At 62.1% G+C, this 14,806-nt stretch carries 14 protein-coding genes; 6 read left to right on the plus strand and 8 right to left on the minus strand.

Annotated features, from left to right (window positions below; all coding sequences use genetic code 11):
• Nucleotides 1-135: 135 nt before the first annotated feature.
• From C4J91_RS24960 to bioB, 6 genes are all read right to left on the minus strand, one after another.
• Nucleotides 136-417, minus strand: coding sequence for a pyrroloquinoline quinone biosynthesis protein PqqE (locus C4J91_RS24960; RefSeq protein WP_124364675.1), 282 nt, complete (start codon nucleotides 415-417; stop codon nucleotides 136-138).
• 106 nt (nucleotides 418-523) lie between these two features.
• Entirely contained in the window at nucleotides 524-1,204 is a 681-nt protein-coding gene (bioD, locus tag C4J91_RS24965) for a dethiobiotin synthase (protein WP_124364676.1), read from the minus strand.
• Complete coding sequence (bioC, locus tag C4J91_RS24970) at nucleotides 1,201-2,013, minus strand: malonyl-ACP O-methyltransferase BioC (protein ID WP_124364677.1); 813 nt, start codon at nucleotides 2,011-2,013, stop codon at nucleotides 1,201-1,203. Before bioC ends, bioD begins: the two co-directional genes overlap by 4 nt.
• Nucleotides 2,006-2,737 (minus strand): alpha/beta fold hydrolase, encoded by a 732-nt coding sequence (locus C4J91_RS24975; RefSeq protein WP_124364678.1) that lies wholly within the window; start codon nucleotides 2,735-2,737, stop codon nucleotides 2,006-2,008. The genes bioC and C4J91_RS24975 overlap by 8 nt, the downstream gene beginning before the upstream one ends.
• Nucleotides 2,730-3,911 carry an 8-amino-7-oxononanoate synthase gene (gene bioF, locus C4J91_RS24980; protein ID WP_124364679.1) on the minus strand — a complete coding sequence of 394 codons (1,182 nt, stop codon included), beginning with the start codon at nucleotides 3,909-3,911 and terminating at the stop codon, nucleotides 2,730-2,732. The genes C4J91_RS24975 and bioF overlap by 8 nt, the downstream gene beginning before the upstream one ends.
• A gap of 67 nt (nucleotides 3,912-3,978) precedes the next feature.
• A complete protein-coding gene (gene bioB, locus C4J91_RS24985) occupies nucleotides 3,979-5,034 on the minus strand; it encodes a biotin synthase BioB (protein ID WP_124364680.1) in 1,056 nt (351 codons plus the stop codon).
• Nucleotides 5,035-5,126: 92 nt separating this feature from the next.
• Between bioB and C4J91_RS24990 the strand changes: the two genes are divergently transcribed.
• The 5 genes from C4J91_RS24990 to rarD all read left to right on the plus strand — a co-directional run bounded on the left by C4J91_RS24990 (nucleotide 5,127) and on the right by rarD (nucleotide 10,858).
• Entirely contained in the window at nucleotides 5,127-5,864 is a 738-nt protein-coding gene (locus C4J91_RS24990; protein WP_124364681.1) for a ComF family protein, read from the plus strand.
• 57 nt (nucleotides 5,865-5,921) lie between these two features.
• The gene (locus C4J91_RS24995) at nucleotides 5,922-6,686 is read left to right on the plus strand and encodes a TOBE domain-containing protein (protein ID WP_124364682.1); all 765 of its coding nucleotides are present in this window, start codon (nucleotides 5,922-5,924) and stop codon (nucleotides 6,684-6,686) included.
• Nucleotides 6,687-6,765: 79 nt separating this feature from the next.
• Nucleotides 6,766-8,664, plus strand: coding sequence for a PhoX family phosphatase (locus C4J91_RS25000; RefSeq protein ID WP_124364683.1), 1,899 nt, complete (start codon nucleotides 6,766-6,768; stop codon nucleotides 8,662-8,664).
• Between the two features lie 166 nt (nucleotides 8,665-8,830).
• Nucleotides 8,831-9,805, plus strand: a complete 975-nt coding sequence (locus C4J91_RS25005) for a serine/threonine protein kinase (protein ID WP_124364684.1) — start codon at nucleotides 8,831-8,833, stop codon at nucleotides 9,803-9,805.
• Nucleotides 9,806-9,973: 168 nt separating this feature from the next.
• The gene (rarD, locus tag C4J91_RS25015; RefSeq protein ID WP_124364685.1) at nucleotides 9,974-10,858 is read left to right on the plus strand and encodes an EamA family transporter RarD; all 885 of its coding nucleotides are present in this window, start codon (nucleotides 9,974-9,976) and stop codon (nucleotides 10,856-10,858) included.
• 222 nt (nucleotides 10,859-11,080) lie between these two features.
• Here rarD and C4J91_RS25020 read toward each other — a convergent pair whose 3' ends face one another.
• Entirely contained in the window at nucleotides 11,081-11,593 is a 513-nt protein-coding gene (locus tag C4J91_RS25020) for a glycine cleavage system protein R (protein ID WP_124364686.1), read from the minus strand.
• Between the two features lie 267 nt (nucleotides 11,594-11,860).
• Between C4J91_RS25020 and C4J91_RS25025 the strand changes: the two genes are divergently transcribed.
• Entirely contained in the window at nucleotides 11,861-14,038 is a 2,178-nt protein-coding gene (locus C4J91_RS25025; RefSeq protein WP_124364687.1) for a malate synthase G, read from the plus strand.
• Nucleotides 14,039-14,201: 163 nt separating this feature from the next.
• Here the strand turns inward: C4J91_RS25025 and C4J91_RS25030 are convergent, their stop codons facing one another.
• Complete coding sequence (locus tag C4J91_RS25030) at nucleotides 14,202-14,648, minus strand: response regulator (protein ID WP_124364688.1); 447 nt, start codon at nucleotides 14,646-14,648, stop codon at nucleotides 14,202-14,204.
• Nucleotides 14,649-14,806 lie beyond the last annotated feature (158 nt).

The following is a 14,806-nucleotide window of genomic DNA, read 5'->3' on the forward strand; positions in this document are numbered from 1 at the left end:
TCAGGAGTAAGCAGGGAAAAATGTGGGAGGGGGCTTGCCCCCGATAGCGGAGTATCAGTCAGTATATTTTTGACTGACCCATCGCCATCGGGGGCAAGCCCCCTCCCACATTTTGAATGGCATAAGGCAGAAGGGTCAGGCGTAAGTATCGATCAACGTACCGAGCATTTCGTCCGAAGCCTTGGCAACTTTTGCCCCCAGCTCCACTTGAAACTTGCCCTGGGCCATTTCGACCATATTGCTCGCCGAATTGGATGCCTGGGCACGATCGTTGGCTTGCAGACGGTCGCTCTGCGCGGCCGATGGCTGGGTGGTCGCGGCGCTGGCAATGTTGCCGGCGGCCTGGTCGACACGGCTCTGCCCGGCCTGAATGGTGCTCAGGCCCGAATAAAACGCGCTGCTTCCAGAGATTTCCATGGCGCAAGCCTGCCTTTAGAGAATCGTGATAACCAATTGAACCAGACATCCTGGCAAAAGGCCCGCTAAAAACACTAATGGCATATTGCCTTAGCGATAGCCAAAATCAGTCAAGCAGGTCCATTTCCAGGTAGGCGGCCACCGCGGCTGCCCCGGCGTGCTTGAGTTTGGGCACTCGCCCCAGGCAAGGCGCCGGCAAACGCTCGGCCAAGGTGGCGAGGTTCTCTTCCAGACGAGAGGTCTTCGGATCGATGATATTGGCCACCCAACCGGCCAGCGACAGACCATCTCGTGCGATCGCTTCGGCCGTGAGCAACGCGTGGCTGATACACCCCAGCCGCACCCCCACCACCAGAATCACCGGCAGCTTGAGCGCAATGGCCAGGTCCGACAGATTGGCCTGGTCGGCCAGGGGCACACGCCAACCGCCCGCGCCTTCGATCAACGTGAAGTCCGCTTGGTGCGCCAGGATCCGTTGCATCGGCTTGAGCAGCGATTGCACCGTGAGCGCGACACCTGCCTCACGGGCGGCCAGATGCGGTGCAATCGCCGGTTCGAACGCCACCGGGTTGACCTCGGCATACGTCAACGGCAACGAACATTCGGCGAGCAGCGCCAGGGCATCGGCATTGCGCAACCCCTTGGGCGTTACCTGGCAGCCCGAGGCCACGGGCTTTCCCGCCGCCGTGCTTTTGCCGGCTTGCCGCGCGGCATGCAGCAGGCCGGCAGCGATGGTGGTCTTGCCCACATCGGTGTCGGTACCGGTGATGAAATAAGCGGCGCTCATAGCGGTTTCTCCAGTACGGCGTACACCACCTGATAGGTGGCGGGCAGGCCCTGGGCCTGACGGAACTGCTCGTAAGCCTGGATCAATGCCGCGATTCGCGCACGGCCGGTCAACCCTCCCGGGCGCCCTGGGTTGAGGTTATGCGCGCCCAAGGCTTTCAATTCGTGGGTCAGGCTGCGTACGTCCGGGTAATGCAGTACATGGGCCCGCCGCTCCAGGCTCGCCACCCGAAAACCACTGGCGGCGCACAGCTGTTGATACGCCTCGAAGGTGCGGAAGCGGTTGACGTGAACCAGGCCATCCGCCGCGCGCCAGCTTTCGCGCAGCTCATCCAGCGTGCCTACGCACAGGCTGGCGAAGGCCAGCACGCCGCCCGGTTGCAGCACGCGAAACGCTTCACTGAGGACCGCATCGAAGTTCGCACACCACTGCACCGCCAGGCTGGAGAAGATCAGCTCGAAGCTGTCCGCCTTCAGCGGCAGGCGTTCCGCATCCCCCGCGACGAAGTGCTGCGCGCCGCCCAAAGGCCGCGCATGGTTGAGCATGCCCTCGGCAATATCCAGCGCGGCGCCCTGGCCGGCCGGCAGGCGCTCAGCCAGTGCACGGCTGAAATAGCCCGTGCCGCAGCCCAGGTCGAGCCAGCGCTGGGGCGCAAGGCCCATCGGCAGCCGAGCGAGCAGTGCGTGCCCGACCGCTCGCTGCAACTCGGCCACGCTGTCGTAACTGGCGGCGGCCCGGGAGAACGAAGCGGCCACCTGTCGTTTGTCCGGCAAGGCGCCCGGCAGAGGAGGATGGGATAGATCAGTCATCAGCATACTCATGCAAAAAAGCCTGGATGGCCCCCGCCACACCGTGGGGGTCTTCCAGAAGAAAAGCGTGACCGGCCTGTTCAATCAGGCCGATTTCCACATCGGGCAGCAGCGCCAGCAAATCACTGGCGGCTTCGGCCGGCACCAGCCCGTCCAGGCCGGCAAACAGATGCAGCTGTGGCCCGCGAAAGGCCTGCAAGGCGGCGCGGGTGTCCAGTTGGGCGAGCAACTCCAGGCCGGGCATCAACACGCTGGGCGCCGTGTTCGGTGCTCCACTGACCAGCAGCCGCGACAGCCCGCGTGGGTCGGCGGCGCCTTTGGCGCACAACAGGCCAAAGCGCTTGAGGGTGACCTGGGAATCCGCGTGGCAGCCGGCGAGGAACGCGTCGAATGTTTCAGCGGGCATGGCATGGGGCCAATCAGCGTGGGCGACAAAACACGGATTGCTCGCCAGGGTGAGCAAACCGCAGCAACGCTCGCCGCGTCGCGCCGCCAGCTCTGAGGCGAGCATGCCGCCGAGGGACCAGCCGCCGAGCCAGACATTGTCCGGCAGCGTGGCATCCAGTTCGTCGAGCCATTCGGCCAGTTCGCTGCCGTCCAGTGCCGGCAAGGGCTCGACCTGCACCTGCAGGTGTTCATTCAAGCCCTGCAACGCCGCAGCCAGCGGCTCCAGCGGCGACACCCCCAGGCCCCAGCCGGGCAGCAATACCAGTCGGTCACGCATGCTCGGGCTCCGTGGCGTTCAACAATCGGAAACATGCTTCCAACGCGTTTAACAATAGCTGCACCTGCGCCGCGCTGTGGGCCGCCGTCAATGTCACGCGCAAACGAGCGCTGCCGGCGGGCACAGTGGGCGGGCGGATCGCGGTCACCATCAACCCGCGCTCGCGCAGCATCTGCGACAGGCGCAGGGCGCGCGCGCTGTCGCCAATCAGGATCGGCTGGATCGGGGTAAAACTGTCCATCAGAGCCAGGCCGAGCTGTTCGGCGCCCTGGCGAAACTGGCGAATCAACGCGTTGAGGTGCTCGCGGCGCCAATGCTCGCTGCGCAGCAGCTCGAGGCTTTTCAGGGTGGCGCAGGCCAAAGCCGGCGGCTGGCTGGTGGTGTAGATGTACGGGCGGGCGAATTGGATCAGGCTTTCGATCAGCTCTTCACTGCCCGCCACAAAGGCCCCGGCGGTGCCGAACGCTTTGCCCAGGGTGCCGACCAGCACCGGCACGTCCTCCTGACTCAGGCCGAAATGTTCGACGATGCCCGCGCCATTGGCCCCCAGCGGGCCAAAGCCGTGGGCGTCATCCACCATCAACCAGGCACCTTTGGCCTTGGCTTCACGGGCCAGCGCCGGCAGATCGGCCAGGTCGCCATCCATGCTGAATACGCCATCGGTCACCACCAGCGTGTTACCGCAGGCTTTCTCCAGGCGCTTGGCCAGGCTGGCGGCATCGTTATGCAGGTAGCGGTTGAAACGGGCCCCCGACAACAAGCCGGCATCCAGCAACGACGCATGGTTGAGACGGTCTTCCAGCACAGTATCGCCCTGCCCCACCAACGCCGTGACCGCGCCGAGGTTGGCCATGTAGCCGGTGGTAAACAGCAGCGCACGCGGGCGCCCGGTCAGGTCGGCCAGTGCTTCTTCCAGCGCATGGTGCGGCGTGGAGTGGCCCACCACCAAGTGCGACGCACCACCGCCCACACCCCAGCGGGACGCACCGGCGCGCCAGGCCTCGATCACCTGCGGATGGTTGGCCAGGCCCAGGTAGTCGTTATTGCAGAAGGCGAGCAGCGGTTTGCCGTCCACCACCACTTCCGGGCCCTGAGGGCTCTGCAGCAAGGGGCGTTGACGGTAAAGGTGTTCGGCACGGCGGGCAGCGAGGCGCGCGGCGAGATCGAAAGACATGCAGGGTCAACTCGGTCAAAACTGTGGGAGGGGGCTTGCTCCCTCCCACATTGGGATTTGGTTTCAGTCAAACAGCGGCGTTGTAGAACTGTTCGCTGCTCTTCTGCTCCACCAACGCCTGCTCAATGGCCGCCTGATGCACTTCATCGGCGTGCTCCTCGCGGGCTTCCGGCAGGATCCCGAGGCGCGAGAACAATTGCATGTCCTTGTCCGCCTGCGGGTTGGCGGTGGTCAGCAGCTTGTCGCCGTAGAAAATCGAGTTGGCGCCAGCAAAGAATGCCAGCGCCTGCATCTGCTCGTTCATCGCCTCACGCCCAGCCGACAGGCGCACATGGGATTGCGGCATCAGGATGCGCGCCACCGCCAGCATGCGGATGAAGTCGAACGGGTCGATGTCGTCGGCATTTTCCAGCGGCGTGCCGGCCACCTTGACCAGCATGTTGATCGGCACCGACTCCGGATGCTCCGGCAGGTTGGCCAGTTGGATCAGCAGGTTGGCACGGTCATCCAGGGACTCGCCCATCCCAAGGATGCCGCCCGAGCAGATCTTCATCCCCGACTCACGCACGTAGGCCAGGGTTTGCAGACGCTCGCCGTAGGTGCGCGTGGTGATGATCGACCCGTAGAATTCCGGCGAGGTATCCAGGTTGTGGTTGTAGTAATCAAGGCCAGCCTGGGCCAGCGCGGCGGTCTGGTCCTGATCGAGACGGCCGAGGGTCATGCAGGTTTCCAGGCCCATGGCCTTCACGCCTTTGACCATCTCCAGCACGTAGGGCATGTCTTTGGCCGAAGGATGCTTCCATGCGGCGCCCATGCAGAAACGCGTCGAACCGATGGCCTTGGCGCGCGCGGCCTCTTCGAGGACCTTTTGCACTTCCATCAGTTTTTCTTTTTCCAGGCCGGTGTTGTAGTGACCCGACTGTGGACAATATTTGCAATCTTCCGGGCACGCGCCAGTTTTGATCGACAGCAGGGTGGATACCTGCACGCGGTTGGCGTCGAAATGCGCGCGGTGCACGGTCTGCGCCTGGAACAACAGGTCATTGAACGGCTGCACGAACAGTGCTTTGACTTCGGCCAAAGACCAATCGTGACGCAGGGTGGCAGAGGTGCTGGCGCTCATGGGTGATTCCTTGATTATGCTTAGGCTAACGCTGCGGGCAGGGCAATACCCACAGGTACGACACGGATGCTCGGCATATTTAAGGAAGATTCATGCACTGTCAACCAACCCACAAACACCAGGTTTACATCTGGTTAAAAAGCGTACAAACCTGTTTAATCTGCGATGAACGGGCTGATAGCGTCGATTGTGTGTGCAATGCCTGCGAAACCGAGCTGCCATGGTTGATGGAGCAGTGCGACGTGTGCGCCCTGCCCTTGCCGATGGACGGGTTGATTTGCGGCCAATGCCAGAAACACCCACCCGCGTATAAACAGGTGATCGCGCCCTGGACCTACAGTTTTCCGGTGGACAGCCTGATCAGCCGGTTCAAGCATCAGGCACGCTGGCCCTTGGGGCACTTGCTGGGACGCCTGCTCGGGCGATTCCTGCACCACCGGTTCGAGAATACCGAACTCAGCCGCCCCGATTGCCTGCTGCCGGTGCCGATGCCACCCAAACGTCTGCGCCAGCGGGGTTATAACCAGGCCGCAATGCTGGCGCGCTGGCTCAGCAGCGACCTGAACATCCCCTACGATGAACACCTGCTGTTACGTCCCCATGAAACCGTTGCGCAACAATACCTCGACGCCAAGACGCGCAAGCGCAACCTGCGCGATGCCTTCGCCCTGGCACCCGGCGCCTGGGTGCAGGGACGTCACCTGGCGCTGGTCGACGATGTACTGACCACCGGCGCCACCGCCCATAGCCTGGCGCGGTTATTGATGCAGGCCGGTGCGCGCCAGGTCGATGTGTATTGCCTGGCCCGCACGCCAAAACCCGGCGCGTGACTTGACTCCCGTGCCGCTGGGCGGCAACGTCCGCTCATTCCAGCCAAGCGTGTCCACATGCCCCTGACCTCCCCGCTCAGCCAGCACATCATCCGCCGCCCCCAGCGCATTGCCCTGCTGGGGCATATCGCCGAGCAGGGTTCCATCACCCGCGCCGCCAAAAGTGCCGGGTTGAGCTACAAAGCCGCCTGGGACGCCATCGATGAATTGAACAACCTGGCGCAAAAGCCCCTGGTGGAGCGCAGCGTCGGCGGTAAAGGCGGTGGCGGCGCCAGGCTGACCGCCGAAGGTGAGCGCGTGCTGCGCCTCTATCAGCGCCTGCAAGTGCTGCAAGCTGAAGTGCTCGCCACGGACGAAGCGGCCCGCGACTTCAACCTGCTGGGGCGCCTGATGCTGCGCACCAGTGCGCGCAATCAACTGCACGGTCAGGTCAGCGCCATCGAGCGCCAGGGCCGTAATGACCGAGTCCGCCTGGAATTGGCTGGCGGCCTGCAGCTGGACGCACAGATCACCCACGACAGCACGCAACGGCTGGAGCTTGAGGCTGGCGTGGAAGTGGTTGCCCTGATCAAGGCCGGATGGTTGGAATTGTTGGCCATCGGGCAAGCCGCAACACCTGGACACAATTGCCTGAGCGGTATGATCGAGACGATTCTGGACGCCGAAGACGGCCCCAGCGAAGTGCGCATCGGCCTGCCCAACGGTCAGGTGCTGTGTGCCCTGGCGCAGCCCGCCGCACTTACCGCGCTCAATGCAGCGCAAGGCCAGCCGATCCAAGTGCAGTTCGCCCCCGGCAATGTATTGCTCGGCACCCCGGTGTAGCCGGCACGCACCATCAAACTGCAACAATTTCGTCACGCGCGCTCCTTAAGGTGTCTGCAAAAACCGTAGGGAGCCTGACATGAACTTATTAGAAGAAAACCAAGCCACCGACCTTGAACAGATGGTCGGCCTCACACGTCGCCGCTTCATCGGCGCCGGCGCCCTGTGCGGCGCTGCGATGTTCCTGGGCGGCAACCTGCTCAGCCGCAGCGCACTGGCCGTGAACGCCGCTTCTGCCAGCCCGTTGCTGGGGTTTGCCAGCATCGGCGCGGCTACCAGCGACGGCATCACCCTGCCGCCCGGCTACAGCGCCTCGGTGCTGATCAGTTGGGGCCAGCCCTTGAGCAAGCGTGCGCCAGCCTTCGACCCCAGCGGCAACGGCACCGCCGAGGCCCAGGAACAACAGTTCGGCGACAACAATGACGGCATGAGCCTGTTTCCCTTCCCCGGTGACGACCGCCGCGCACTGATGGCGATCAACAACGAATACACCAACTACCGCTACCTCTACGCCCATGGCGGCGCGCCGCAATCGGCCGAAGACGTGCGCAAGGCGTTGGCCAGCGAAGGCGTTTCGGTGATCGAAATACAGCGCAAGGGCGATACCTGGCAGTTCGTCCAGGATTCACGCTACAACCGGCGCATCCACGGCAACACGCCGATCCGCCTGAGCGGGCCCGCCGCCGGCCACGACTGGTTGAAAACCCGCGCCGACAAGACCGGCAAGAAAGCCCTCGGCACCTTCCAGAACTGCGCCAACGGCAAGACGCCGTGGGGCACTTACTTGACCTGCGAAGAGAACTTCACCGACTGCTTCGGCAGCAGCGACCCACAGCAAAGCTTCGACGCCGGGCAAAAACGCTATGGCGTGGTCGCCGCCAGCAAAGACATCCACTGGCACACCCACGACCCGCGCTTCGACATGGCCAAGAACCCCAACGAACTCAACCGCCATGGCTGGGTAGTGGAAATCGACCCGTTCGACCCGCACTCCACACCGGTCAAGCGCACCGCCCTGGGCCGCTTCAAGCACGAAAACGCTGCCCTGGCAGAAACCCGCGATGGCCGCGCCGTGGTGTACATGGGCGATGACGAGCGCGGCGAGTTCATCTACAAGTTTGTCAGCCGCGATCGGATCGACCACAACAACCCGAAAGCCAACAAGGATCTGCTCGATCACGGCACTTTGTACGTGGCGATCTTCGACGCGGGCGATGGCGACGCCGATCATCCCAAGGGCAAAGGCCAATGGGTCGAACTCACCCACGGCAAAAACGGCATCGATGCCAGCAGCGGCTTTGCCAACCAGGCCGAAGTGCTGATCCATGCCCGCTTGGCCGCCAGCGTGGTGAAAGCCACGCGCATGGACCGCCCGGAATGGATCGTGGTCAGCCCCACCGACGGCCAGGTCTATTGCACACTCACCAACAACGCCAAGCGCGGCGAAGACGGCCAGCCGGTGGGCGGGCCCAACCCGCGTGAAAAGAATGTGTATGGCCAGATCCTGCGTTGGAAAGCCGACGCCGATAACCACGGTGCCACGCACTTTACCTGGGACCTGTTCGTGGTCGCCGGCAACCCCGGCGTACACGCGGGCTCGCCGAAGGGCGGCTCGTCCAACATCAACCCGCAAAATATGTTCAACAGCCCGGACGGCCTGGGTTTCGACAAGGCCGGCCGCCTGTGGATCCTCACCGACGGCGACTACAGCAACGCAGGCGACTTCGCCGGCATGGGCAATAACCAGATGCTCTGCGCAGACCCTGCTACTGGAGAAATCCGCCGGTTCATGGTCGGGCCGGTGGCGTGTGAAGTGACCGGTATCAGCTTTTCGCCGGATCAGAAAACCCTGTTCGTGGGCATTCAGCATCCGGGTGAAACCGGGGGGTCGACCTGGCCGGAGCACCTGCCGAATGGCAAGCCGCGCTCGTCGGTGGTGGCGATTCGGCGTGATAATGGTGGAGTTGTCGGCGCCTGACAAAACGCTATCGGGGCAAGCCCCCTCCCAAATTTTGACCTGCGGATACATTCCGTGTGGGAGGGGGCTTGCCCCCGATAGCGATAGCACAGCCCCCACCTATCTCAAGCCCGGTGCGTTACCATACCCGGCCGGACGCGGCGCCCTGCTGCGCGCAGGAGTTCGCATGGCCCACCCGTTTGAAACACTCACTCCCGACCTGGTGCTCGACGCCGTCGAAAGCATCGGCTTTCTCAGCGACGCCCGTGTATTGGCGCTCAACAGCTACGAAAACCGCGTGTATCAGGTGGGCATCGAAGACTCCGAACCGCTGATCGCCAAGTTCTACAGGCCCCAACGCTGGACCAACGAAGCGATCCTGGAAGAACACCGTTTCACCTTCGAGCTGGCTGACTGCGAAGTACCGGTGGTCGCCCCACTGATCCACAACGGCGAAAGCCTGTTCGAGCACCAGGGTTTCCGCTTCACTCTGTTTCCACGCCGTGGCGGCCGGGCGCCGGAGCCGGGTAACCTCGATCAGCTCTATCGCCTCGGGCAATTGCTCGGGCGTTTGCATGCCGTGGGTTCCACCCGCCCGTTCGAACACCGCGAAGCGCTCGGCGTGAAGAACTTCGGTCATGATTCCCTGACCACGTTGCTCGAAGGCAACTTCATTCCCAAGAGCCTGTTGCCGGCCTACGAGTCCGTGGCCCGCGACCTGCTCAAGCGTGTGGAAGAGGTCTACAAGGCCACCCCGCACAAGAACATCCGCATGCACGGTGACTGCCACCCCGGCAACATGATGTGCCGCGACGAGATGTTCCACATCGTCGACCTGGATGACTGCCGCATGGGCCCGGCGGTGCAGGACCTGTGGATGATGCTCGCGGGTGACCGCCAGGAATGCCTGGGCCAACTGTCGGAATTGATGGACGGTTACCAGGAGTTCCACGACTTCGACCCACGGGAACTGGCCCTGATCGAACCCTTGCGCGCCCTGCGCCTGATGCACTACAGCGCCTGGCTGGCGCGACGCTGGGAAGACCCGGCATTTCCCCACAGCTTCCCGTGGTTTGGCAGCGAGCGCTATTGGGGCGACCAGGTGCTGGCGTTGCGTGAGCAGTTGTCGGCGCTCAATGAAGAACCCCTCAAACTCTTCTGACCGCTGATCGTTCCCACGCTCCGCGTGGGAATGCCGATTTGGACGCTCTGCGTCCGCTTTTTGTGTGACGCAGAGCGTCACCCGATGCATTCCCACGCGGAGCGTGGGAACGATCGAAAAACCCAATTACAATCGCGCTTTGTTAGCTGCCTAAGCAAGGATTCTGCAATGCACGCCGCCAACCCTCGCAAGGGGTACATCCTGGGCCTGAGTGCCTATGTCATCTGGGGTCTGTTCCCGCTCTATTTCAAAGCCATTGCCAGTGTGCCCGCCGCCGAGATCATCGTGCATCGCGTGCTGTGGTCGGCGCTGTTCGGCGGTTTGCTGTTGATGGTGTGGAAACACCCAGGCTGGTTTCGCGAGCTGCGTGACAACCCCAGGCGTCTGGCGATCCTCGCCCTCAGTGGCTCGCTGATCGCCGCCAACTGGCTGACCTACGTGTGGTCGGTGAACACGGGGCGCATGCTTGAAGCGAGCCTGGGTTACTACATCAACCCGCTGGTGAATGTGCTGCTCGGCATGCTCCTGCTCGGCGAACGCCTGCGTCGTCTACAATGGGTGGCCGTGGGTTTGGCGGCGGTCGGTGTGGCGCAACAGGTGTGGCAGGTCGGCAGCTTGCCGTGGGTGTCATTGGTGTTGGCGCTGACGTTTGGCTTCTATGGCCTGATCCGCAAGCAGGCGCCGGTCAAAGCGCTGCCGGGGCTGGTGGTGGAAACCTGGATGCTGGTACCGATTGCCATCGCGTGGTTGCTGTTCAACCCGACGGCGCACAGTGCACAACTGGCTTTCTGGAGCACCTCCGAGGCCTGGTGGCTGGTGGCGGCCGGGCCAGTCACGCTGGTCCCGCTGGTGTGTTTCAACGCCGCCGCACGGCATTTGCCCTACACCGCCCTGGGCTTTCTACAGTACGTCGCGCCCACGCTGGTGCTGCTGGAAGCCGTGCTGCTGTTCGGCGAACATCTGGCGCCCAGTACGTTGATCGCCTTCGCCTTCATCTGGGCCGGCCTGGTTATCTACAGCCTGGATGCTTGGCTGACCATGCGCAAACGCTGATCAAATAACGTACAAACCCTCGCAAGCCACGGCCTTCGTGGCTTGCAGCGATTCACCCCAAGGTTATCCACAACCTGATCCCCGCCATTTGTGCACAAGCCGTTGAAACTGTTCGTTTTTTGCTCAGGCGGCAAAGAGGCCCGGTCGGCGTGGCCTGGCGACGGGTCTCTACAGGTTATCCACAGGCCCATGCAAGATTTCCATGCATAACCTTGTGCATGATTATTCGTCGGCGCGCAGTTCCACCATCAGATCATCCGCCAGGGTTTCCAGGGAGGCCTGCAACGTATCCAGGGATAACGTCGACGGCACCTGCAGCAAGGCCTCGGCGTTGAACAGCGGATCGCCGCTCATCGGCGCCGGGCGCACGTCGGTGCTCAAGCGCTCCAGGTTGACGCCCTGTTGACTCAACAGCGCAGTGATCTCACGCACGATGCCCGAGCGGTCATTGCCCACCAGGGTCATCACAATCGGTTTTGAAGCCGACGCCTGCCCGGAACTGCCCTCACCCACCAGCACGCGAATGCCGTGTGTGGATAAATCCTCCAGCGCCCCCACCAATGCCTGACGACTCTCTGCGGGAACGCTGACACGCAGAATCCCGGCAAACTGCCCGGCCATATGGGCCATGCGGCTTTCCAGCCAGTTGCCACCGTGGGCGGCAATGTTTTGCGCGATGCGCTCAACCAGGCCGGGTTTGTCGGCGGCGATAATTGTGAGTACAAGATGGTCCATGGCGAAGCCCTCTGGAATTCAATCTACAAGGTGGACCCGGGAGCCCTCGAAAACAAATCGTGTACCATCTTTATATTTATCTGGAACAATCCAATAGTTTTTTGAGAACATCCGATTCTCCGCTGTGACCGTACGACCAAAGTGGGTCGCTAAACGACGTATTTAGTCTAATTTTCACAACCGCAAGTCATCATGTAGTATGCCCAACCGTGCACTACATAATGAAAATCTGAAAAAGCGCATAAGCTCCGCAGAGTGAGGCAAGCAATGACTGAACACGTTCAAGTCGGTGGCCTGCAGGTCGCCAAAGTCCTGTTCGACTTCGTGAACAACGAAGCCATTCCCGGTACCGGCATCACTGCCGACCAGTTCTGGGCCGGCGCCGACAAGGTCATCCACGACCTGGCCCCGAAGAACAAAGCCCTACTCGCCAAACGCGACGATTTCCAGGCGCGGATCGATACCTGGCACCAGACCCATGCCGGCCAACCCCACGACCCGGTGGCCTACAAAGCCTTCCTGAAAGACATCGGATATCTGCTGCCAGAAGCCGCAGACTTCCAGGCCTCGACCCAAAACGTCGACGATGAAATCGCGCGCATGGCCGGCCCTCAGCTGGTGGTGCCGGTGATGAACGCCCGCTTCGCCCTCAACGCCTCGAATGCGCGCTGGGGTTCGCTGTATGACGCGCTGTATGGCACCGACGCCATCAGCGAAGCCAACGGCGCGGAAAAGGGCAAGGGCTATAACAAAGTGCGCGGCGACAAGGTCATTGCCTTCGCCCGTGCGTTCCTCGACGAAGCCGCGCCGCTCAGTGCGGGCAGCCACTTTGATTCCACCGGCTACAAGATCGTCGACGGCAAGCTGATCGTCAGCCTCAAGGGCGGCAGCAACAGCGGCCTGCGTGACGACGCGCAGTTGATCGGTTTCCAGGGCCCCGCGGCCGAGCCGATTGCGATTCTGCTCAAGCACAACGGCCTGCACTTCGAGATCCAGATCGACGCCAACACCCCGGTCGGCCAGACCGACGCGGCCGGCGTCAAAGACGTGCTGATGGAAGCCGCACTCACCACCATCATGGACTGCGAAGATTCCGTCGCCGCTGTGGACGCCGACGACAAAGTGGTGATCTACCGCAACTGGCTCGGCCTGATGAAGGGCGACCTGGCCGAAGAAGTGGCCAAGGGCGGCAAGACCTTCACCCGCACCATGAACCCTGACCGCGTCTACACCGGCGTGGATGGCAGCGACGTGACCCTGCATGGCCGTTCGCTGCTGTTCGTGCGCAACGTTGGGCACTTGATGACCATCGACGCGATCCTCGATAAAGACGGCAACGAAGTGCCCGAAGGCATCCTCGACGGCCTGCTCACCAGCCTGGCGGCGATCCACAGCCTCAACGGCAACAGTACGCGCAAGAACAGCCGCACCGGTTCGGTGTACATCGTCAAACCGAAGATGCACGGCCCCGAAGAAGCGGCGTTCACCAATGAGTTGTTCGGCCGTATCGAAGACGTGCTGAACCTGCCGCGCAATACCCTCAAAGTCGGGATCATGGACGAGGAGCGGCGTACCACCGTCAACCTCAAGGCCTGCATCAAGGCGGCCAGCGAGCGCGTGGTGTTTATCAACACCGGCTTCCTCGACCGCACCGGCGATGAAATTCACACCTCCATGGAAGCCGGCGCGATGGTGCGCAAGGCCGCCATGAAAGCGGAAAAATGGATCGGCGCCTATGAGAACTGGAACGTCGATATCGGCTTGAGCACCGGCCTGCAAGGGCGTGCGCAAATCGGCAAAGGCATGTGGGCGATGCCCGATCTGATGGCCGCGATGCTCGAACAGAAAATCGCGCACCCACTGGCTGGCGCCAACACCGCCTGGGTGCCCTCGCCCACCGCGGCTGCGCTGCATGCGCTGCACTATCACAAGGTTGACGTGTTCGCGCGCCAGGCCGAACTGGCCAAGCGCGAGCGCGCATCCGTGGACGATATCCTGACTATTCCCCTGGCCAGCAACACCGATTGGTCTGACGAAGAAATCCGCAACGAACTGGATAACAATGCCCAGGGCATCCTTGGCTATGTCGTCCGTTGGATCGACCAGGGCGTCGGCTGTTCGAAAGTGCCGGACATCAACGATGTCGGCCTGATGGAAGACCGCGCCACCCTGCGTATCTCCAGCCAGCACATCGCCAACTGGTTGCGCCACGGCATCGTCGACGAAGCCCAAGTGATGGAAAGCCTCAAGCGCATGGCGCCGGTGGTGGACCGTCAGAATGCCGGGGATGCGTTGTACCGCCCGCTGGCGCCGGATTTCGACAGCAACATCGCGTTCCAGGCAGCGGTGGAGTTGGTGATTGAAGGGACCAAGCAACCGAACGGGTATACCGAGCCGGTGCTGCACCGCAGGCGTCGGGAGTTCAAGGCTAAAAACGGCCTGTAAATGAAAAAGCCCTGATCGGAAGATCGGGGCTTTTTTTCGGGTGTTGGGGTGATTGAACTGGCCTCATCGGGAGCAAGCCCCCTCCCACATTTTGAATTGTGAATACTTTCAGAAGGTGGGAGGGGGCTTGCTCCCGATGGGGCCATCACCTTCATCACAAAACTCAGGAAACCATCCCCAACTCCTGCTTCACCAACTTCGCCAACTCCGCGCTATCAATCGGCTTGAGCAAAAAAGCCACCACTCCCAACTCCATGGCATCGATCACATCCCGCGCTTCGGCGTCCCCCGACATGATGATGATCGGCAACTCCGCACGAGTCGACTCGCGCACTTTTCGGATCAGTTCCAAACCGTTGCTCGGCGCCATGCGCAGGTCGGTGATCAGTAAACCGATGGAGCTGGTGGATTTCAACAAATCCCACGCCGCCTCACCATTGTCAGCCGTCATGCAGCGAATGCCGTTCAGCCCGAGGATTTCCGCCAGCAATTCACGCGCATCCTTGTCGTCGTCCACGATCAATACACGTTGGGGCGGTAAATCGGGCTCCAGCATCACGGCGCTAAGCGCCTCGCGCTCGGCATCACTCAAAATATCGTGGTCGGACATACAGTTCTCAGCAATTCTCATCAATCTCGCAGCACACTCGTCAGACATCTGCGGGAGGGCGAACAATGTGCACTTCGTCGGAAAGTTTGCCTAGTGGGTGTTCTACGGGTTTTGGACGATAGTCATGTAAGGTTTTTCCTTAGTTTTGCGTGGGTTTC

Origin of the sequence: Pseudomonas sp. R3-52-08, from assembly GCF_003851745.1 — a bacterium.
Taxonomy (GTDB): Bacteria; Pseudomonadota; Gammaproteobacteria; order Pseudomonadales; family Pseudomonadaceae; genus Aquipseudomonas.